General features: G+C 66.4%; 19 protein-coding genes. 13 read left to right on the top strand and 6 right to left on the bottom strand.

Going from position 1 to position 20,831, the window contains the following annotated elements:
- The first annotated feature begins 2 nt into the window (after positions 1–2).
- Positions 3–1,583 carry an alpha/beta hydrolase-fold protein gene (locus ATE59_RS02690; RefSeq protein ID WP_058811095.1) on the top strand — a complete coding sequence of 527 codons (1,581 nt, stop codon included), beginning with the start codon at positions 3–5 and terminating at the stop codon, positions 1,581–1,583.
- Here ATE59_RS02690 and ATE59_RS02685 read toward each other — a convergent pair.
- On the bottom strand, positions 1,577–2,344 hold the full coding sequence (locus ATE59_RS02685) for an isocitrate lyase/PEP mutase family protein (protein ID WP_058811094.1): 768 nt from the start codon (positions 2,342–2,344) through the stop codon (positions 1,577–1,579). The two genes, ATE59_RS02690 and ATE59_RS02685, sit on opposite strands and share 7 nt — an antisense overlap.
- A 79-nt stretch (positions 2,345–2,423) precedes the next feature.
- Here ATE59_RS02685 and ATE59_RS02680 point away from each other — a divergent pair, with 79 nt between their 5' ends.
- Positions 2,424–4,010 (top strand): tetratricopeptide repeat protein, encoded by a 1,587-nt coding sequence (locus ATE59_RS02680; RefSeq protein WP_058811093.1) that lies wholly within the window; start codon positions 2,424–2,426, stop codon positions 4,008–4,010.
- Between the two features lie 55 nt (positions 4,011–4,065).
- On the opposite strand, the gene ATE59_RS02675 is transcribed toward ATE59_RS02680, so the two are convergent.
- Positions 4,066–5,100 carry a bifunctional transcriptional activator/DNA repair enzyme AdaA gene (locus ATE59_RS02675; protein WP_082657265.1) on the bottom strand — a complete coding sequence of 345 codons (1,035 nt, stop codon included), beginning with the start codon at positions 5,098–5,100 and terminating at the stop codon, positions 4,066–4,068.
- Positions 5,097–5,594, bottom strand: coding sequence for a DUF1203 domain-containing protein (locus ATE59_RS02670; protein ID WP_082657264.1), 498 nt, complete (start codon positions 5,592–5,594; stop codon positions 5,097–5,099). The genes ATE59_RS02675 and ATE59_RS02670 overlap by 4 nt, the downstream gene beginning before the upstream one ends.
- A gap of 160 nt (positions 5,595–5,754) precedes the next feature.
- Between ATE59_RS02670 and ATE59_RS02665 the strand changes: the two genes are divergently transcribed.
- Positions 5,755–6,576, top strand: a complete 822-nt coding sequence (locus ATE59_RS02665) for a DUF2306 domain-containing protein (RefSeq protein WP_058811091.1) — start codon at positions 5,755–5,757, stop codon at positions 6,574–6,576.
- 36 nt (positions 6,577–6,612) lie between these two features.
- Entirely contained in the window at positions 6,613–8,172 is a 1,560-nt protein-coding gene (locus ATE59_RS02660; RefSeq protein WP_003043383.1) for a S1C family serine protease, read from the top strand.
- Positions 8,173–8,199: 27 nt separating this feature from the next.
- Here ATE59_RS02660 and ATE59_RS02655 read toward each other — a convergent pair whose 3' ends face one another.
- On the bottom strand, positions 8,200–8,877 hold the full coding sequence (locus ATE59_RS02655; RefSeq protein WP_058811090.1) for a dienelactone hydrolase family protein: 678 nt from the start codon (positions 8,875–8,877) through the stop codon (positions 8,200–8,202).
- 260 nt (positions 8,878–9,137) lie between these two features.
- On the opposite strand from ATE59_RS02655, the gene ATE59_RS02650 reads away from it, so the two are divergent.
- The 5 genes from ATE59_RS02650 to ATE59_RS02630 all read left to right on the top strand — a co-directional run bounded on the left by ATE59_RS02650 (position 9,138) and on the right by ATE59_RS02630 (position 14,111).
- On the top strand, positions 9,138–9,704 hold the full coding sequence (locus tag ATE59_RS02650) for a F0F1 ATP synthase subunit delta (RefSeq protein ID WP_058811089.1): 567 nt from the start codon (positions 9,138–9,140) through the stop codon (positions 9,702–9,704).
- Positions 9,705–9,742: 38 nt separating this feature from the next.
- On the top strand, positions 9,743–11,272 hold the full coding sequence (gene atpA / locus ATE59_RS02645) for a F0F1 ATP synthase subunit alpha (protein WP_058811088.1): 1,530 nt from the start codon (positions 9,743–9,745) through the stop codon (positions 11,270–11,272).
- 95 nt (positions 11,273–11,367) lie between these two features.
- Positions 11,368–12,243, top strand: a complete 876-nt coding sequence (locus ATE59_RS02640; protein ID WP_003043390.1) for a F0F1 ATP synthase subunit gamma — start codon at positions 11,368–11,370, stop codon at positions 12,241–12,243.
- 24 nt (positions 12,244–12,267) lie between these two features.
- On the top strand, positions 12,268–13,806 hold the full coding sequence (atpD, locus tag ATE59_RS02635; protein ID WP_003043392.1) for a F0F1 ATP synthase subunit beta: 1,539 nt from the start codon (positions 12,268–12,270) through the stop codon (positions 13,804–13,806).
- 47 nt (positions 13,807–13,853) lie between these two features.
- Positions 13,854–14,111, top strand: a complete 258-nt coding sequence (locus ATE59_RS02630) for an ATP synthase F1 subunit epsilon (protein WP_058811087.1) — start codon at positions 13,854–13,856, stop codon at positions 14,109–14,111.
- Between the two features lie 75 nt (positions 14,112–14,186).
- Here ATE59_RS02630 and ATE59_RS02625 read toward each other — a convergent pair whose 3' ends face one another.
- A complete protein-coding gene (locus ATE59_RS02625) occupies positions 14,187–14,927 on the bottom strand; it encodes a Crp/Fnr family transcriptional regulator (RefSeq protein ID WP_156416693.1) in 741 nt (246 codons plus the stop codon).
- Between the two features lie 131 nt (positions 14,928–15,058).
- On the opposite strand from ATE59_RS02625, the gene ATE59_RS02620 reads away from it, so the two are divergent.
- Positions 15,059–16,450, top strand: coding sequence for a DUF1254 domain-containing protein (locus ATE59_RS02620; protein WP_058811085.1), 1,392 nt, complete (start codon positions 15,059–15,061; stop codon positions 16,448–16,450).
- 42 nt (positions 16,451–16,492) lie between these two features.
- Here the strand turns inward: ATE59_RS02620 and ATE59_RS02615 are convergent, their stop codons facing one another.
- A complete protein-coding gene (locus ATE59_RS02615) occupies positions 16,493–17,677 on the bottom strand; it encodes an SPOR domain-containing protein (RefSeq protein WP_058811084.1) in 1,185 nt (394 codons plus the stop codon).
- Between the two features lie 258 nt (positions 17,678–17,935).
- Here ATE59_RS02615 and ATE59_RS02610 point away from each other — a divergent pair, with 258 nt between their 5' ends.
- Genes ATE59_RS02610 through ATE59_RS02600 form a run of 3 tightly spaced genes read left to right on the top strand, consistent with a single transcriptional unit; the run spans position 17,936 to position 20,823 of the window.
- Positions 17,936–18,658: a ParA family protein gene (locus ATE59_RS02610; protein ID WP_003048766.1), complete on the top strand. Its 723-nt coding sequence runs from the start codon at positions 17,936–17,938 to the stop codon at positions 18,656–18,658.
- A 17-nt stretch (positions 18,659–18,675) separates the two neighbouring features.
- Positions 18,676–19,392, top strand: a complete 717-nt coding sequence (locus tag ATE59_RS02605) for a hypothetical protein (protein WP_058811083.1) — start codon at positions 18,676–18,678, stop codon at positions 19,390–19,392.
- A gap of 27 nt (positions 19,393–19,419) precedes the next feature.
- Positions 19,420–20,823 carry an SPOR domain-containing protein gene (locus tag ATE59_RS02600; protein WP_058811082.1) on the top strand — a complete coding sequence of 468 codons (1,404 nt, stop codon included), beginning with the start codon at positions 19,420–19,422 and terminating at the stop codon, positions 20,821–20,823.
- The last annotated feature ends 8 nt before the right edge of the window (positions 20,824–20,831 follow it).

The raw sequence follows: 20,831 nt of genomic DNA, 5'->3' as shown, positions 1-20,831 counted from the left end.
TCATGTCCCGCTCGACCCTGCGCCTTGCGCTCGCCCTCGCCACCGGCCTCGTTGCCGTCGGCGCCACGCCGCTTCTTGCCGAGCCGATCGCGGTTCCGGTCGTCACGCCCAAGGATCTCGGCGATGATGACAGCGGGCGCCTGATCGTCTTTGCTCAAAAGGTCGAACCGGGCGCAAAACCCCAGGACGCGGTCGACACGTCGCCGTTCGAGCCGACCGGCACGGCGATCGCGGCGATCGAGGTGAGCAGCCTCAAGCCGGGCCGGACCGCAATCGTCGGCACCGACGTCGATGCCTTTCCGGCCGCCTGGTCGACGCTGGCGCCGGGCACCTATCGCATCCAGGCGGTGTTCGACCGCAACCATGATTATAATTATGGCGGGCGCGGCGCGGGCGATCTGGTCTCACCCGTCGTCGAAGCCCGCCTGCCGGGGCCGGTGCCGACCTTGTCGCTCGACCGCGAGATCGCAGGGCAGGATTTTGCAGCCTGGCTTGCCGCACTTTCGCCCGAGGCGCGGGCGGGTATCGAACCCGGGCTGACGTCGGTCGAGCCGCTTTCCGTCCACAGCGCCGCCCTCTCGCGCTTCTGGGGTCGCGATACCGCGATCGAGGGATGGGTCGCCTTGCCGCCGGGCTATGCCAGGGGCGGCGACACCTATCCCACCGTCTATTCGGACGGCGGTTTCGGCAGCACGAACGACAGCGCGCGGGCAAGCGCCGCGCGCACTGCGGCGATGATGGCGAAGGGCGACCTGCCCTCGATGATCTGGGTTTTCCTCGACCATCATATCGCGACCGGAACGCACGAATTTGCCGATTCGGCCAACAACGGCCCGTGGGGTACGGCGCTGACGACCGAGGCAATCCCCGCGCTGGAGGCGAAATATCGCATGGACGCCCTTCCGTCGGGCCGTTTCCTGACCGGACACAGTTCGGGCGGCTGGTCGACGCTCTGGTTGCAGGTCGCCTATCCCAAGCTGTTCGGCGGAAGCTGGCCGACCGCGCCCGACCCGAGCGACTTTCACGATTTCACGAATATCGACCTCTATGCGCCTGCCGCCAATGCCTATGCGGGCAGCGACGGCAAAGACCGGCCGCTCGTTCGCGACGACGGCAAGGTCGTCGCGACCTTTCGCCAGTTCGCCCAGCTCGAGGCGGTACTCGGTCCCTATGGCGGCCAGCTTGCAAGCTTCGACTGGGTCTTTTCGCCCAAATGCCCCGATGGACGTCCCTGCGCGATGTTCGATCGCGCGACCGGCAAGATCGACCCCGCCGTCGTCACCTATTGGCGCGATCATTATGACATCGCGCATATCATCGCGCGCGACTGGGCACGGCTCAAACCCGACCTCGACGGCAAGATTCATCTGACCGTCGGCACTGCGGACACTTTTTATCTCAACCAGTCAGCCGAGCGGCTGAAGGCCGTCCTCGACGGCCTGGGCGCCAAGGCGAGCTTCCGCTTCGTTCCCGGCCGCACCCACTTCGATCTCTACAAGGAAGGCGACGATCGCTGGGCGCTCACCAAGACGATGGCAAAGGAAATGTACGCCGTGGCGCGGCCCGCAACGGCCGCTCAATAATCGGGTTCGGCGCCGCCCAGCACCTGCTGCGCCTGACCGGTCAGCCACGCCATCGCCGCCGTCCACGGCTGATGCCCGTGGCTGATCCGCGCGACGCCGAGCGCCGCCAGTTCGGCATGGGTCGGCCCCGCCTTGGCGCGCAGGATATTGACCGGTAGCGGCGACGCCTCGCAGATCGCGCCGATGCAGCGCGGATCGCCAAGGAAGGGGACGAACAGCGACCCCGCACCGGCGTCGGCATAGGCGCGGGCGCGCTCGAGCACGGCGGCGACAAGCCGTTCGCCGTCCTTCGCCGCATCGGCGCCGCGAAAAACATCGCAGCGGGCGTTTACGAAAATGCCGGTATCGGCCGCGGCACGGTAGCGCGCCTGCGCCTCCGCGATCGGCAGCAGATCGTTCCGGCCGGGCATCCGGTCCTCCATATTGATCCCAGCCGCTCCCGCCGCCCTTGCCCGCGCGACCGAGACGCCGACGCCGGCAGGATCGGCGCCATAGCCCGATTCCATGTCGATCGTAACCGGCAGGTCGGTGACCGACAGGATGCGCGCGAGATTCTCGAAAACATCGGCGAGCGGAAAATCCTCGCCATCGGCGCGCCCCTGCGCACCCGCCACGCCGTAACTTCCGGTTGCGATCGCTTTGGCACCTGCCGCGGCTACCGCCTTCGCGCTGCCGGCATCCCAGATATTGACCAGAATCAGCGGGTCGCCGGGAATGTGAAGAGCGCGGAAACGGGCAATGCTTTCGTCGGCAACGGTCATTGTGTCATCCTTTCGACAGGCTGTTGAAGCGGAACGGCGCATTGTTATAGTGACGCATCGAAAACCGGGGGAATACAAGGTGATTACATTATTCAACAGGGCTCTGCGCGCCGGAGCCTTTCTCGTCACGCTGGTATCGGCAAGCATCGCGCACGCCGAATGGTGGGAAGCGGAGACCAGTCACTTCATCATCGTGTCCGAAAGCAGCAAAGAGGACACCCAACGATTCGCGACCGAGCTTGAACGCTTCGACAATGCGTTGCGCTATATGCAGGGGCTTGCCGTGCCGGGTCCGGAGGTCGGCGAATCGAACAAGGTGCGGGTTTATCGCTTCGGCAGCACCGACGATATCGGCCGACTGGCGGGCAGTTCGCAGGTCGCAGGCTTCTATATTCCGCGTGCCGGGAATGCAGTATCTTTCGTGCCGGCCAAGGATGACGACAGCGACCGCTTCGACCGCAACCTTGATCGGCGGGCGCTGCGCGAAAAGACCGAGCTGACGCCGGCGCGCATCTTGTTCCACGAATATGTTCATCATTTCATGCTGCAGAATTTCAGCACCAGCTATCCGCACTGGTACCGTGAGGGCTTCGCCGAACTTTACGGCACGCTCGAACTGTTCGACGATGGCACCTTCCGGATCGGCAACGTCCCGCAACATCGCGGCGAAGCTCTTTTCGCGCTGTCCGACGTCCGCCTGACCCGTCTGTTCGATCATAACAAACGGCTGGACGGGCAGGATCTCTACCAATCCTACTCGTTCGGATGGTTGCTCGCCCACTATCTGAATTTCAACCCCGAACGTCGGGGGCAACTGGCCGCCTATCTGAAGGCGCTGAATGCCGGTGAGGACAGCCTTACCGCCGCGAAGCGCATCTTCGGCGACCTCGACAAGCTGCAGGGCGAACTTCGCAAATATAAGGGCGGACCGTTCCCCACGATGGACGTGAAGCCCGCCCATTATGTCGCTCCCAAGGTCGTGATGCGTCAGCTGACGGCAGGTGAAGAAGCCGTGATGCGCGCCCATATTCGCAGCGAGCGGGGCGTATCCAAGCGTGAAGCTCAACAGGTCGTAGACGAGATCGATGGAAAGGATCGCCAGTATAGCGACAATCTGGCGGTGCAGCTGATCACGGCCGAAGCCTATACCGACGCAGGCGAATTCGCGAAGGCGGAAGCAGCGCTGAAACGCGCGCTTGTGATCGCCCCCGAATCGCAGGAAGCCAATGTGCTGATGGGCAACATGTTCATGGCACGCGCCAAAAAGGAGAAGGACAATGCCGTGTACGCGCAGGCGCGGCCCTGGTTCTCCGAGGCGTATCGGCTGGACCCCAAGGACCCCCGGGCAGCTATTGGCTATTACATGACCTACTACCAGGCACGGGAAGCGATCCCCGAACCTGCGCTCATCGCGCTGGAAAGCGTGTTCGACTATTCGTCCTATGACGATGGGTACCGTCTCGTCCTGGCGCGCCAGTTGCTCGATGAAAACAAGGGCAAGCTTGCACGTTCGGTGCTGGCCCCGCTCGCCTTCTCCAGCCACAAGGAGGCGGAAGCGAACAAGGTTGCAGAGGTGGTCGACGCAATCGACGCCGGCCAGATTCAGGACGCGCGCACGACCATGGCCGCGATCTTCGCCAAACAGGACGAAGACGAAGGGAAATAGGACGGAAAGTCCGCACGTCGGCCGCGTCTTCGAGGCGCGGCCGATGCTTCTCATCTCACATCGCTTCGCGCTTCAGAAGTTCACGCTTGATTGGCAGGCCATAGGCATAGCCGCCGAGCGAGCCGTCGCTGCGCACGACGCGGTGGCACGGGATGAGGACCGCGACATTGTTGGCGCCGTTGGCGCTGCCCGCGGCGCGCACCGCCTTGGGCTTGCCGACCGCGGCCGCGATGTCGGCGTAGCTGCGCGTCTCGCCCGCCGGTATCTTGCGCAGTTCGCGCCAGACCGCTTCCTGAAAGGCGGTGCCCTTCACGTCGATCGGAATATGGTCGAAACCGGCCGCCGGCGCCTCGACCGCATCGACCACCTGTTGCAGCAGCGCCGTGAAATCGGCGCCGCCTTCGACCAGTTCGGCCGCCGGGAAGCGCGCCTCGAGCGCATCGCGTCCTTCGGCGAAGCTCAGGCGGCACACGCCCTTTGCGGTCGCCGCGACGAGCATGTCGCCAAGGCTCGTCGATACCACCGCCCAGTGAATCGTCGCGCCCTTGCCGCCGTTCACCCATGCCGAAGCGGTCATTCCCATGCGTCCCTCCATCGTGTCGTAAAAGCGCGACGGCCCCGAAAAGCCCGCGTCATAGATGGCGTCGGTCACGCGCCCCGCCTCGCTCAACGCCGCGCGGGCGCGCTCTTCGCGCAGCGCCCTTGCATAGGCGGCTGGCGACAGCCCGGTGTGGCGGGTGAAGACGCGCTGAAAATGGGTCGGCGAATAGCCGGTACGCGCCGCAAGATCGGCGAGCGCGAGCGGCTCTTCGCTGCCCTTGATCGCGGCGATTGCGGCGATCACGGCGCCTTCGTCGCGCGCGACATCGTCGGGCAGGCAGCGCTTGCACGGGCGTAGCCCTGCGGCGCGTGCCGCGGTGCCGTCGGCGAAGAAGCGGACATTCGCACGCGCCGGATGCCGCGCCGCGCAGCTCGGCCGGCAATAGATGCCCGTCGTCAGCACACCGGTAACGAAGCGCCCGTCGAGCGCGCGGTCGCGGCGCTGCACCGCAGCCCAGCGATCGGCATCGGTCATGCTGTCGGCGCTCATGGCTCGGCTCCCTCGCTCGCATCCCGCTCGATCCGCGCGGCGAAGCATCCGTACGCGGCGTTATGGGCGTCGATATAGGCGATGCCGGCGTCGGCGAACAGGTCGCGTATTGCCGCGTCGGCTTCGCCGGGCGCGGCGAGGCGCGCGGTTCGCAGCATACCGTCGGCACCAAAGGCGCGCATCGCGAGCGGGCGCCCCTCGAACACCGGCGGCGTCCGGTCGCGCCATATCGTGCGCGCCGCGCCGCGCCGGACATAGATGGCATAGGCGCTGCGATAGGGCGTGGCGACATCGTGGCTGAGGTGATGCAGCAGTACTAGTTCCTCGCCCGCCCTTGCGTCCTCCAGGCTGACCCGGCACGGAAAACCGCGGTCAGCGGTGGCAATGACGCGGCGGGCGTTCCGCGCGCTCAGCGCCTCATCGTCGAGCGCGAAAAGCGGGGCGAAAGGCGCGGGGTCCAGCCCCTGAATTCGATAGCTCATGCGATAGGTCATATGCGGCTCCTTTGTCTGCGCGCCGATATGTCATGCCAGGCGCGGCGATGCGTCCCGATGCTTGCGCTCAAAGCCGGACGATGCGCGCGCCACTGAATTTTTCAATCAAAACAACAGTTTCGATGCCCCGGCATCGACGGATCACAGTGGAGACTATCGAATGGCGACCATCGACCTATCGCAAACCGGCGGGAAGCGGGCGGCGCCGCGCGACTGGCTCCGGCTTTCCGCGACCCTCTGCTTCCTGTCGATCGCGGCGGGCCAGCTGCTCTTCACCGCCTTCATCCTGCTTTTCTATTACCCACCCTCCTTGTCGGGGGATTTCGCCGCGTGGAATGCCAAGCCGCTGATCAAGGGTTTCGTGCCGGGCGATGCGGGCGGCAATCTTTTCTTCGCGGCGCATGTGCTGATGGCGGCGGTCATCACCTTCGGCGGGCTGGTGCAATTGGTGCCCGCCATCCGGGGGCGCTGGCCCGCGGTTCACCGCTGGAACGGCCGGCTCTATCTGCTCAGCGCGTTGGTGCTCGCGCTCGGCGGGCTCTGGCTGACCTGGGTCCGCGGAACGTGGCTGCACTGGGCGGGCGCGGTGGGGATCAGCCTCGATGCGCTGCTCATTCTTCTCTTCGGCGCGCTTGCATGGCGGGATGCGCGGGCGCGCCGGTTTGCGGCCCACCGGCGCTGGACGCTGCGCCTGTTCGCGGTGGCGAGCGCGGTCTGGTTCATGCGCGTCGGCTATATGGCATGGGGCATCGCGGCCGGCGGCGCGGGGATCGGCACGGCGATGGACGGCCCGTTCGACATCTTTCTGGCCTTCGCCAACTCGTTGCTGCCGCTCGGCGTGACCGAACTCTATCTGCGCACCGGCGCGCGGAGCACGCCGGCGGCGCGATCCGCCGTGGCCGTAGTGCTGGCGACGAGCGCGATCGTCATTCTGGTCGGCAGCGCCGGGGCATGGCTGATGATGTGGCGCCCCTACCTCTAACTTGCCTTCGCGTGCGCAGCGACTAGGTTCGCGGCCATGACCCGTCTTCTCGCACGCTTCCTCGCCCCCCTGCTTGTCCTCGTCGCCTTCGCGGTTCCGGCTCGCGCTGCCGACGATATCAGCGCGGTTTCGCGCAGCGTCGTCCGCGTCGTCACCGTCGCGATGGTCGATGGCGAGGTCGTCGGCTTCGGGCATGGCAGCGGCATCGCCATTTCGCCGACCCGCATCCTCACCAACGCCCATGTCGTCGAATCGGCGGCCAAATATCCGAACAATGTCGCGCTCGGCGTCGTCCCCTCCGAAGGGCAGAAGAGCTACGCCGGCAAGCTGATCGCGATCGATACCAAGCGCGACCTGGCGCTCATCGAAATGACCGAGGGGCGCGTGCCCGCCGCGGTCATCTATTCCGGGCCGTTCGAGGCAGGGGCAGAGGTCGTCGCGCTCGGCTATCCGGGCAATGTCGACCTTGCGACCGCGCAGAGCGCGACCGATTATATCACCCCGCGCAGCCCGGTGCGGAGCGAGGGCAATCTGTCGAACACCCAGGCGATCGAGGGCATCGCCACCTATGTCCACACGGCGAAGATCGCGCGCGGCAATTCGGGCGGGCCACTCGTCGACAGTTGCGGGCGCATCGTCGGCATCAACACCTTCATCACCCGCGCCGACGACGGCGATTCGCCCTTCGCCTTCGCGATCGCGGGGCGCGAGGTGACGCGCTTTCTGGGCGATGCCGGACAGAGTTTCGCGAGCGTCGGAACGCCGTGCCTGACGATGGCCGAGGCCGACGCCCGCGACCGCGCCGCGCTGGAAGCCGATGCGCGCGCGCTGGCGCAGGCCAATGCCGCGCGCGACGAGGCGGCGAAGCTCGACCATGACCTCAAGGCCGCGCGCGCCGAGGAAGCGGCGATGACCGCGCGTGAGAACCGCATGGCGCTCGCCGGGGTGCTGTTCGTGATCGGCGCGCTCGGCGCCGGGGCGGCGCTGCTCTTCTACAATCAGAAGAATATGCGCGGCGCAAAGATCGCGGGGAGCGCCGGGGCCGCGCTGATGCTGTTTGCGGCGCTGCTCTTTGCGACGCGGCCCGATGCGCATGCGGCGCTCGACGCGGTCGAAGGTGACACGGCCGATACGGCGAAGCCCGACGGCGCCAAGCTCGCCGAAGGCAATTATCTCTGCACGATCCGCCCCGACCGCAGCCGCATCACCGTCTCGTCGACCACCGACGTGCCGGTCGCGATTGCCGCAAACGGCTGCGTCAACGACCGCACCCAATATGCGATGGGTGCCGACGGCCGCTGGCAGCGTATCCTGGTGCCCAATGAGGAGGCGACCGTGACCGTCGCGTCGATCGATCCGGCGGCGAAGGATTATCGCGTCGATCGCTATCTGCTCGATGCCGACACGATGAAGCTGGCGCGCGAGGCGCGGGCGGGGATCACGCTGAAGGCCTGCACCACCGATGCCGACGCGCTTGCGGGGCTCGCCACGCAGCAGGAGGCAATTCGCGCCGTACTGCCCGCCAGCCCGAACGAGCGGCTCGTCTATCAATGCCAGAAGGCGGCGGCAGGGGTGGGAGCAAAGCCAGCGCCCTGATGCGACGCGGGGCGGTGGCAGCGTCTGCTATCCCCCGCACGCCTTGAACAGCATGAGTGTGCGGTCCCTCGCGAGGTCGGCGCTCGGTTCGTGATAATCCTTGCGGCGGTCGCTGTTGAAGCCGTGGCCCGCCTCATAGACGAAGATTTGCGCGGTCGGATGATCGCGCGCGATCAACGCCTCGACCCCCTCCATCGGAATGCCGCCGTCGAAGCGGCCGAAATGGGCGATGGCGGCGCACCCCGGCGCCTCGTCCTTGAACATCGTCGGGACGAGGCTGCCGTAATAAGACGAAGCGGCGGCCAGATCGGGGCTGATCTGTGCCATCCGCCACGCGACCGACCCGCCGTAGCAATAGCCGGTGATGAAGACGGGACCCTTCCCCTTCAGGGCGTCGATGCACGTCTGCGCATCCTTCAGGCTCTGCTCGAACGGATGAAGTTCGCGCGCCAGCTGCACCGCGCGCTCGAACTGCGGCCCCGAATAGTCGCTCTCGAACCCCGGATGCTCGCGGTCGAACAGCGCGGGCGACAGCACCTCATAGCCATCGGCGGCATATTCGTCGCACAGCTCGCGAATATGATCGGTGACCCCGAAGATTTCCTGGACAAGCACCAGACCGCCGCGGCGTTCGCCCTCTGCCGGCGCATGATAGACGGCGATTTCCGCGCCATCGTCCATCGTCATGCGGATCATTTCGCCCATCGGCCTTGCCCTCTCCCGTGCGTGCCGCGCGTGTCGTAGCGCGATCCGTCTTTCGTACCCGTTTGGAGAAAGTCGGCCGCTTCGACAAGCACGACGCAAAGGGGGGCGGAAGGTGAAGCGGATTCCTCCCACCCCCACCTTGCATTGCAACAGAATCGTTGCTAGGCGCGCCGCGACTTCGCGCGGGGGTGGTTCGTCGAATTTCCCCGAAAACCGCGCGACCAAATCCCCCACGGGATCGTAGAGAAGGACTTTCGCGCGTGGAGAATTCCGGCGGCATTCAGGGCAACATCACGGCGGGCCTCGCGGGCCGCTATGCCAGTGCGCTGTTCGATCTGGCGAGCGAATCGAAGGCGATCGACGGCGTTCAGGCGAGCCTGGCGACGCTGCAGACCGCGCTGACCGATTCGGCCGATCTGGCGACCCTGATTTCGAGCCCCGTCGTCACCCGCGGCGATGCCGAAAAGGCAATCGAGGCAGTGGCCAAGGCGCTGAAGCTCGATTCGCTGACCGCCAAATTCCTGGGCGTGCTCGCCGAGAATCGCCGCCTTGCCGATCTGCCCGCGATGATCGACGCCTATCATGCGATCGTCGCGGCGCACCGCGGCGAAGTGACCGCAAAGGTCACCAGCGCCCACCCGCTGAGCGCCGAGCAGTTGAAAGCGCTCGCCGCCAACCTCAAGACCCGTGTCGGCCGCGACGTGAAGATCGCGACCACCGTCGACCCCGCCATTCTCGGCGGCCTCGTCGTCCAGCTGGGCAGCCAGCTGATCGACGGCAGCATCCGTACCCGTCTCAACAGTTTCGCCCAGGCGATGAAGGGCTGAACAGCCCGACGCCAAATTGCCCGATGAAAGGCTGAATAATGGAAATCCGCGCCGCTGAAATCAGCAAGGTCATCAAGGACCAGATCGCCAATTTCGGGACCGACGCCACGGTCAGCGAAATCGGTTCGGTGCTCTCCGTCGGTGACGGCATCGCCCGCGTCTATGGCCTCGACAATGTCCAGGCCGGCGAGATGGTCGAATTCGCCAATGGCGTGAAGGGCATGGCGCTCAACCTCGAAGCCGACAATGTCGGCATCGTGATCTTCGGCTCGGACAGCGAGATCAAGGAAGGCGACACCGTCAAGCGCACCGGCACGATCGTCGACGTCCCCGTCGGCAAGGGCCTGCTCGGTCGCGTCGTCGATGGCCTCGGCAACCCGATCGACGGCAAGGGCCCGATCAAGGCCGACAAGCGCATGCGCGTCGAAGTCAAGGCGCCGGGCATCATCCCGCGCACCTCGGTTCACGAACCCGTCCAGACCGGCCTCAAGGCGCTCGACGCGCTCGTCCCCGTCGGCCGCGGCCAGCGCGAACTGATCATCGGTGACCGTCAGACCGGCAAGACCGCCGTCGCGATCGACACCTTCATCAACCAGAAGCAGGTCAACGCCGGCGACGACGAATCGAAGAAGCTGTACTGCATCTACGTCGCCGTCGGTCAGAAGCGTTCGACCGTCGCGCAGATCGTCCGCCAGCTCGAAGAAAATGGCGCGATGGAATATTCGATCGTCGTCGCCGCGACTGCGTCGGAACCCGCGCCGCTCCAGTATCTCGCCCCCTATGCCGGCGTGACGATGGGCGAGTTCTTCCGCGACAACGGCATGCACGCCGTGATCGTCTATGACGATCTGTCGAAGCAGGCCGTTGCTTACCGCCAGATGTCGCTGCTGCTCCGCCGCCCGCCGGGCCGCGAAGCCTATCCGGGCGACGTTTTCTATCTGCACAGCCGCCTGCTCGAGCGCGCTGCGAAGATGAACAGCGACAATGGTTCGGGCTCGCTTACCGCGCTGCCGATCATCGAAACGCAGGCGGGTGACGTTTCCGCGTACATCCCGACCAACGTGATTTCGATCACCGACGGCCAGATCTTCCTCGAAACCAACCTGTTCAACGCGGGTATCCGTCCGGCGATCAACGTCGGCCTGTCGGTGAGCCGCGTCGGCTCGGCCGCGCAGACCAAGGCGATGAAGAAGGTGTCGGGCTCGATCAAGCTCGAGCTCGCACAGTATCGCGAAATGGAAGCCTTCGCGCAGTTCGGTTCGGACCTCGACGCCTCGACGCAGAAGCTGCTCAACCGCGGTGCGCGCCTGACGCAGCTCTTGAAGCAGCCGCAGTTCCAGCCGATGCCGTTCGAAGAGCAGACCGCGTCGATCTTTGCCGGCACCAACGGCTATCTCGACGCTGTCGCGACGACCGACGTGTCGCGCTACGAAGCGGCGATGCTCGCCTATCTGCGCAGCGACCATGCCGATGTGCTGAAGGCGATCCGCGACACCAAGGATCTTGGCGACGACACCAAGAAGAGCCTGGTCGCGGCGCTCGACGCCTTCGCCAAGATTTTCGCGTAATCCACCCACCTCGTCACCCCGGCGAAGGCCGGGGTCTCGACGGTGAGATCCCGGCCTTCGCCGGGATGACGGAAAAAAGGTAAAAGACGGGACTTATGGCCAGTCTGAAGGAACTCAAAGGGCGGATCGTCTCGGTCAAATCGACCCAGAAGATCACCAAGGCCAAGAAGATGGTCGCCGCCGCAAAGCTGCGCAAGGCGCAGGCCGCGGCCGAAGCTGCGCGTCCTTACGCCGAGCGGCTCGAAGGCGTCGTCGCCAGCCTCGCCTCCAAGGTCGGCGCGTCGGATTCGGCGCCCAAGCTGCTGTCGGGCACCGGCAAGAGCGACACGCACCTTCTCGTCGTGCTCAACAGCGACCGCGGCCTTGCCGGCGCGTTCAACTCGAACATCGTCAAGGCGGCACGCGACAAGGCTTTGGCGCTGCAGGCCGAAGGCAAGACGGTTCGCTTCTTCCTCGTCGGCCGCAAGGGCCGGCCGGTGATCGCCCGCCTCTTCCCCGGTCAGATCATCGAGCAGTATGAAACGACCGGCATCCGCGATATCGGCTTCGATCAGGCGAACGAGATTTCGGCGAAGGTGATGGAGCTTTACGAAGCCGGCGCCTTCGACGTCGCGCACCTCTTCTATTCGAAGTTCCGCTCGGCGCTGCTCCAGATCGCGACCGGCCAGCAGATGATCCCGGTTCCGCCGCCGGCCGACGTTCCGGCGTCGAGCGGCGCCGCGGTCGAATATGAACCGGGCGAGGAAGAGATCCTTGCCGACCTCTTGCCGCGCAACGTCACCATCCAGATCTTCAAGGGCCTCCTTGAAAACGCCGCGTCCGAACAGGGCGCGTCGATGACCGCGATGGACAATGCGACGCGCAACGCGGGCGAGCTGATCAACAAGCTGACCATCGTTTACAACCGCACGCGTCAGGCGGCGATCACCACCGAACTTATCGAGATTATCGCGGGCGCCGAAGCGCTCTAATCGATCAACCCAAGGAAGAAGACCATGGCTACCGCTCCCGCTGAAAAGAAGGCTCCCGCCAAGAAGGCCGCCGCGCCCAAGGCTGCTGCGCCGAAGAAGGCCGCTGCGCCGAAGGCCGCTGCCACCGGCACCGCGACCGGCCGCGTCGCACAGGTCATCGGCGCCGTCGTCGACGTCCAGTTCACCGGCACCCTGCCCGCCATTCTGAACGCGCTGGAAACCGACAACAACGGCAACCGCCTCGTTCTCGAAGTCGCGCAGCACCTCGGTGAAAACACCGTCCGCACCATCGCGATGGACGCGACCGACGGCCTGACCCGCGGCCAGCCGGTTCGCGACACCGGCGCGCAGATTTCGGTTCCCGTCGGCCCGCAGACGCTCGGCCGCATCCTCAACGTCATCGGCGACCCGATCGACGAGCGCGGCCCGGTGAACAGCGACATGACCGCGCCGATCCACGCCAAGGCTCCCGAATTCGTTGACCAGTCGACCGAAGCGGCGATCCTGGTCACCGGCATCAAGGTCATCGACCTGATCGCGCCCTACGCCAAGGGCGGCAAGATCGGCCTGTTCGGCGGCGCCGGGGTCGGCAAGACCGTTCTTATTCAGGAACTGATCAACAACATCGCCAAGGGCCACGGCGGCGTGTCGGTGTTCGCGGGCGTCGGTGAACGCACCCGCGAAGGCAACGACCTGTACCACGAATTCCTCGACGCCGGCGTTATCGCCAAGGACGCCGACGGCAACCCGACCCCCGACGGCTCGAAAGTGGCGCTGGTGTTCGGCCAGATGAACGAACCCCCGGGCGCCCGCGCCCGCGTCGCGCTGTCGGGTCTGACGATGGCCGAATATTTCCGCGACCAGGAAGGCCAGGACGTTCTGTTCTTCGTCGACAACATCTTCCGCTTTACCCAGGCGGGTTCGGAAGTGTCGGCGCTGCTCGGCCGTATTCCCTCGGCCGTGGGTTACCAGCCGACGCTGTCGACCGACATGGGCGCGCTGCAGGAACGCATCACCTCGACCACCAAGGGCTCGATCACCTCGGTGCAGGCCATTTACGTCCCCGCGGACGACTTGACCGACCCGGCTCCCGCCACCTCGTTCGCTCACTTGGACGCGACCACGACGCTGAGCCGCGCGATTTCGGAACTTGGCATCTATCCCGCGGTCGACCCGCTCGATTCGACCAGCCGCGTTCTGACCGCCGCGACCGTCGGCCAGGAGCATTACGAAACCGCGCGCCGCGTTCAGGAAACGCTGCAGAAGTACAAGTCGCTGCAGGACATCATCGCGATCCTGGGCATGGACGAGCTTTCGGAAGAAGATAAGCTGGTCGTCGCCCGCGCACGCAAGATCCAGCGCTTCCTGTCGCAGCCGTTCCACGTCGCCGAAGTCTTCACCGGCATCCCCGGCAAGTTCGTGCCGATCGAGGAAACGGTGAAGTCGTTCAAGGCCGTCGTCGACGGCGAATATGACCATCTGCCCGAAGCGGCCTTCTACATGGTCGGCGGTATCGACGAAGCGGTCGCCAAGGCCGCGAAGCTCGCCGAAGACGCGGCCTGAGGATAGCGGCCCCTCCCTTTCGGGGGAGGGGTTGTAGGAATAGAGATATGGCTCTGAAGTTCGAACTCGTTCCCCCCGCCCGCCTCGAGCGGTCGAGCGACGTCTATATGGTCACCGTGCCGGGCAGCGAAGGCGATTTCTCGGTGCTCGAAGGCCATGCGCCCTTCATGGCGACGCTGCGGAACGGCCCGCTGACCATCTATGCGACGAACGGCGCCCAGCCCGAAACGATCGAGGTCGAAGGCGGCTTTGCCGAAGTGAACGAAGCCGGCCTCACCGTCCTCGCCGAACATATCGCCGGCTGACGCCGCGCGTCGCTTGCCGGATCGAAAAGGGGCCTTGCGGCCCCTTTTTTTGTCGGCGGTGCCGGGGCGGGTCGCCTAATCGCGCCGCGCCGCGAGGCGATCGAGCGCCACGGGATCGCGGATGGTGATGCGGTTGTAATCGATGGCGATCAGCCCCGCCTCCTCGAAGCCGCGCAACAGCTTGTTCACGCTCTGGCGCGTGACGCCGAGCATCGCGCCCAATTGCTCCTGCGGCAATCGCAAGCCCACGTCGGTCCCCTGTTCGCCCGCGATGCCGTGGATGCGCGCGAGGTCGGCGAGCGTCCACGCCATGCGCTGGTCGAGCGATCCGAGCTGCTGGTCGTTGAGCAGCCGCAGACTGTCACCCTGCCGCGCGCACATCAGCAGCGCGATGTCGCGCCACAGGATCGGATCGGCGTCGAGGATCGCGCGCAGCCCGGCGACCGGCAGATGCAACAGCGTCGTATCCATATGCGCGCGGTAGGCGAAGCGGATCGGCGGATCGTCGAGCAGGCGAACAAGCGCGAGCACCTCGAACGGCCCCGACAGGCTGAGCACGAACTTGCGTCCGGCGGCGCTGCCGCGGCTGACCTCGACCCCGCCCGCCGCGATCACGAAAATGTCGCGTTGTTCGGGATCGCGCGCGAAGATTTCGGCGCCGCGCGGATAGTCGGCGGTGCGCGCGATGCGGGCAAGGTCGGCAAGCCGCGCCTCCGGCCAGGCAGCGAAGAGCGGGCAGCGGCGCAGCACGGCCAGCCGGTCGCCGTGCGCCGGCGCTGTGCCTTCCCCCACGCTTTCCCGCGACCGCGACGCCATCACCCGTCCTCCCGGCGCGCATAGTAGGCTGCGGCGGCAATTTTCCCAACGAGATTGTCGGCCCGATGACAGACTGCACCCGCCCGCCCCGCTACGGCATCCACGCAAAGTGGAAAGAGGAGTGAGGTGCGATGAAATATCTGTTGGCGCTGCTGGCGATGCTCGCGAGCACGCTGTCGGGCACGGCCGTGCAGGCGGCTCCGGCGAGCGAGGAGGAGGCCTACGAGATCGGCCTCGACGCCTATACCTATGGCTATCCGATGGTGCTGATGGACACGACCCGACGCGTCTCGACCAATGCCGGCGCGCCCGGCCGGCTGCGCGCGCCGATGAACGATTTCTCGCACATGCGGACCTATCCCGACGCGACCTTCAAGGATGTCGTGCGGCCCAATGCCGACACGCTCTATTCCTCGCTATGGTATGACGTGGGCAAGGAGCCGCTTGTCCTGACGCTGCCGAAGACCGCCGGCCGCTATCATGTCGTGCCGATCATGGACATGTGGACCGAAGTGTTCGCAACGCTGGGCACACGCACGACGGGTAATGACGGCGGCACCGTCGCGCTGGTCGGCCCGCACTGGCAGGGCAAGCTGCCCCAGGGGATGCGGATGGTGCGCAGCCCGACCGACATGGGGTGGATCATCGGACGCATCCAGACCAACGGCCCCGCCGATTACGACCATGTCCACGGCCTGCAGGCCGGATATGACGCCGCACCGCTGTCGCAATGGGGCAAACCGCGCGCCGCCACGATGCCGACGGTCGACAGCAGCGTCGACATGAAGACGCCGCCGGTGGTCCAGGTCGCACAGATGACGCCCGGCGCCTTTTTCGCGCGCTTCGCCGAGGTGATGAAGCGCAATCCGCCGCACGCGACCGATTACGCGATCCTGCTGCGCATGGAGCGCGTGGGGCTGGTTCCGGGGCAGGATTTCGACCTCACCAAGGCCGATCCGGCGGTCCAGCGCGGCCTGACGCGCGCCGCGGCCGACGCCTATCAGCGGATGCTCGATCGCCGTAAACGGCTGGCGCTGACGCGCAACAATTGGGTCGCGCTGGGCAATGCGCTGGGCGTTTATGGCAATGACTATCTGCAACGCGCCTTCGTTGCCTATGCCGGGCTGGGTGCGCTGCCGCCCGAGGAAGCCATCTACCCGATGGCGCCGCTCGACAGCGAGGGCAAGCCGCTGACCGGTGCCGCAAGCTATGTGCTGCATTTCGACAAGGACCAGCTTCCGCCCGCCGACGCCTTCTGGTCGCTGACCATGAATGGCGAAGATCAGTTCTTCGTCGACAATCCGATCGACCGCTATGCGATCGGCGATCGCGACAAGCTGGCGTTCAATGCCGACGGATCGCTCGACCTCTATATCCAGAAGGATGACCCCGGCGCCGACAAACAGGCCAACTGGCTGCCCGCACCCGCCGGGTCCTTTTCGATGAACCTGCGCCTCTATCTGCCCGAGCGCGCGGCGCGCGAAGGCCGCTGGACGCCGCCCGCAATCAAGCGGCTACCCTGAAGCGAGTTGAGGTAACGCGAAGCGGGCCTGCCGCGCCGACGGCTATTTGTCGATGACGAGGCAGGCCTGTCCGCTTTTCTGGAGCGTAGCGCAAAAGCCTTGGGCATCGGCGCGGGTTGCAAAGCCGGTGGCGTGAAGCCGCGTGACCGACCCCGCCTTGACATAGGCGGGGGTCTGGGCCGCGACGGCGGGATATTTGCGCGCCAGCGCCGCCCACAATTTCTTCGCGTTGCCATCAACCGCAAAGGCGCCGAGCTGTGCGCGCCAGGGGCCGGCAGTTGCGGCGCGCACCGGCGCGGGCTTGGGCGCGGCATCGGGCGTCGCCGCCGGTTCGACGCGGATACGCTTGGGCGCCGGAGCCGCGGCCGGGGTTGCCGGCAGCGGGCCCGCCAGCGGCGGCGCAGCATAGCTGGTCCCCGGCTTGGCGGCGGCCGTCGCGGCGACGGCATCGGCGGTCGCTTCGCTCGCGGCGGTGGCGGCGTCGCGCGCCTTGGCGGGCTTCGCGGCGGAGGGCTGCGGCTCGATGAGCGGCGGCGGCGTATAGCTCGCGCCCGGTTCGGAGGCCGGCAGGCTGGCGGTGCGGATCGTCGGCGCGGGCGCTGCATCGGGCTCCGGGGCGCCGGCACTGACCGCCGCGAGCCGCGCGCGCGTTTCGTCCTTTTCCATCTGCGGCAGCATCGCCAGCCCGCGCTGGCGCTGATCGAGCGGGACGAGCTGGTCGAGCTGGACCAGGCGCGCCGAAGCGACGGTCAGTCCGGCGTCGCTCGCGCGCTTGGTCAACGCGTAGCTGCGCGGCCAGTCCTTGGCGATGAGGTCGCCGTTGAACAGCGCGGTGCCGAGCACATATTGCGCGCGCGGCTCACCGCGTTCGGCCGAGCGGATGATATAGGGCATGGCTTCCTTTTGCCGCCCGGCGGTGAAGATGACGAGGCCGAGATTATCCTCGGCCTGCAGATGGCCCTGTTTTGCGGCGCGGCGATACCAGCTTTCGGCCTGCGTCAGATCGACGGGCACGCCGCGCCCGAGCTTGTACGCCTGTCCCAGATTGAACTGCGCATCGGCATCGCCGGCGAGCGCCAGCGGCCGCCATTCGGCCACCGCCTTCGCGAAATCGCCAGCCTGCCACGCATCGACGCCATCCTTGACATCGGCTTGTGCGGGCATCGCGAGCGCAAGGGCCGAAGCGATCGGAAGCGCGAGGCGCAGCGCGGTGCGAAATGAACGCATCTTATTCTCCAATGACTTGCGCCGCACCGGGCGGGCGGCAGTCGCGGGAGCCGGTCCTAACCCCAAATGGCTAACAGCCCCTTAGCATAGGGGCCGGGCGGACCGAAGTTGCCCCGCTTCGGTACAGGTCGTTGCTGACGTCTTGTTAACCAGGTTTCTGCGCAATTCGTTCACCTTCTTTTTATCATCGTTAACCCAATTTTAGCTCCCTGCATGGCATTCCCCCGCCAATTCGTTGATTTTTTCAGGGGGACAGCAGTGCGCGTTCTGGCATTGGCTTCACAAAAGGGCGGGTCGGGCAAGACGACCCTGTCGGGGCATCTGGCGGTGCAGGCCCAGCTTGCAGGCGCCGGTCCGGTCGTCCTGATCGACATCGATCCGCAGGGTTCGCTGGCCGACTGGTGGAACGAACGCGAGACCGATCTGCCGGCCTTTGCGCAAACGACCGTCGCGCGGCTGGCCTCCGATCTCGAGATTTTGCGCCAGCAGGGCTTCAAGCTCGCGGTCATCGACACGCCGCCCGCGATCACCATGGCGATCCAGAGCGTGATTTCGGTCGCCGAACTGATCGTCGTCCCGACGCGTCCGAGCCCGCACGACCTGCGCGCCGTCGGTGCCACCGTCGACCTGTGCGAACGCGCGGGCAAGCCGCTGGTGTTCGTCGTCAACGCGGCAACCCCGAAAGCCAAGATCACCAGCGAAGCGGCGGTTGCGCTGTCGCAGCACGGCACCGTCGCGCCGGTGACACTGCACCATCGCACCGATTATGCGGCTTCGATGATCGATGGCCGCACGGTGATGGAGGTCGATCCGAACAGCCGTTCGGCCGACGAGATCCGCCAGCTCTGGACCTACATCAACGACCGGCTGGAAAAGAATTTCCGCCGTACCGTCTTCTCCGCTCCGATGCCGGCACAGCCCGGCTACGGCACCGTCCGCCCGATGGGCGGCGGTTTCGGCCGCCGCATGGCCGGCCAGTGAACGGGGGAGTAGAAAAAATGGGCGAACCCAAACCCCTCGCATCGCTGAGCGCCGGGCTACTGGCCCGCAAGGGCGCTGCACGGCCTGCCATGCGCCGCCAGCCGCTCGGCAGCGGCCCCGCCGCGACCTTCGGTCAGCAGGGCTATGACGATCTGGGCTGGAACGACATGGGCTATGATGTCGATCCGCAGCAGTCGTCGGAACCGGCACGCATGGTCGATCTGAAGCCGCTGCTCGCCGGATCGGTGCTCGATCATAATGCCGCCGCCGAACATGCGGTCGACGCCAGCACCGGCCACGAGCTGATCGCCGAAGAAACGGCCGACCTGACGCCCGCCGACATGGCGCCGCTCGATCCGACGCCGGTCGATCTGACGGGCGCGCCCGCGGCCGACATTGCTCCCGAAGCAGTCGAAATTCCCGAAATCGTTCGCCAGCAGGAATCGCTGATCGAGCGCGTCGCGGCCGTCGCCCGCAAGGTCGAGGCGCGGCCCGAACCCAAGGCGAAGAAAGACAAGGCGCCGCGAACGCAGCGCGCCCGCGAAAAGGCGGCGTTCACGCTCCGCCTCGACGCCGAACGCCATTTGCGCCTGCGCCTTGCGAGTGCGGTGACCAACCGGTCGGCGCAGACGATCCTGACCGAACTGCTCGACGATTATCTGTCGGCCTTGCCCGAAATCGACGCGATGGCGAGCCGCCTGCCCGCCGCGCGCCCGCTGCGCAAGTCGGCCTGATCCGGACCAGATAAGGGGGGACCTGACATGAACCGCAACATGCTGATGAAGCTGGCCGTTTCGGGCTTTGTCCTGGGCGTTACCACGACCGGGTGCGCCGCACCCGGCAAGGTCGCCGCGGGGCCGAACGATGCCGCGGGCAAGCCCGAGGTTGCCGCCGCGTCGGCCGAGAAGGCGCGTGCCGCCCTTGAGGACGGCAAGGTCAGCAAGGCGGTCGGTCTTGCCGAAGCCGCGGTCGCGGCAAGCCCGCGCGACGGCCATTACCGCGCGCTGCTCGGCCAGGCCTATCTGAACGACGGACGCTTCGCCTCGGCGACCGACGCCCTGTCGGAAGCGATGGAGCTGGGCGTCAAGGACAGCAACACGGTGCTGGCGATGACGCTGGCGCACATCGCGCAGGGCAAGACATCGCAGGCGGTGTCGCTGCTCAAGGAAAATTTCGATACCGTTCCGGCCCCCGACCTCGGCCTCGCGCTCGCGCTGGCGGGCGACACCGAATCGGCGATCTATATCCTGACCGAAGCCGCGCGCGCCGAAGGCGCGACCGCGCGCACGCGGCAGAATCTGGCGCTGGCGCTTGCCCTGTCGGGCCGCTGGGCGCAGGCGCGCATCGTCGCGTCGCAGGATCTGTCGCTCGCGAAGGTGGAAACGCGCATGGCCGAATGGTCGAAACTGGCCGAACAACCCAATTCGCAGCTTCGCGTCGCGAGCCTGATCGGCACGACGCCGCAACAGGATGCCGGGATGCCGGTGCGCCTTGCGCTCAGCAATTTCGCCGGTACGCAGATGGCCGCCGCCGACACCGCGCCGGCCACCGACGCCCCGGTTCTGGCGAGCGCCGATCCCGCGCCGGTCGATCAGTTTGCGCCGCCGCCGCCGCTGCTCGCCAGTGCCGACAGCGCGATCCGCACGGTCGAACTGCCGATGCCGCAACGCGACGCCAATGGCGTCGTGCCGGTCACCGATCTGCCGCAGCCCAAGGCCGCGCCGGTCATCATGGCCGACGCCAAGCCCTATCGTGCCGCACCGCGCGTCGCGGGCGATTATGTTCGCAAGCCGTCGCCCGAAGCGAAGGAACTGGCCGCCAAGGTCATGCCGCGCGTCGCCGCCTTCGATGCTGCCAAGCCGCAGGGCTGGGCCGTTCAGCTCGGCGCCTATGACAGCCTGGGCATCGCCAAGGAAAAATGGGGCGTGTTGAAAAAACGCAACGGCGTGCTGGCCGCTTATCCGGCTTCGAGCCATTCGGCGGTCGTCGATGGCCGCACCTTCTTCCGCCTGACGGTCAACGGTCTCGGCTCGCGCGCCGACGCCGTGAAGCTGTGCAGCAGCCTCAAGGCCCAGGGCCAGAGCTGCTTCGTCCGCGAAATGGGCGGCAGCGAGGCGATCCAGTGGGCATCGGCGGGCAAGCCGGTGCGCATGGCCGCGCGCTGAACAAAGTT

The organism is Sphingopyxis sp. A083 (genome assembly GCF_001468495.1).
Classification (GTDB): Bacteria; Pseudomonadota; Alphaproteobacteria; order Sphingomonadales; family Sphingomonadaceae; genus Sphingopyxis; species Sphingopyxis terrae.
Note: the sequence above shows the minus strand (reverse complement) of the source record. Positions and strands in the feature narration are given on the sequence as shown.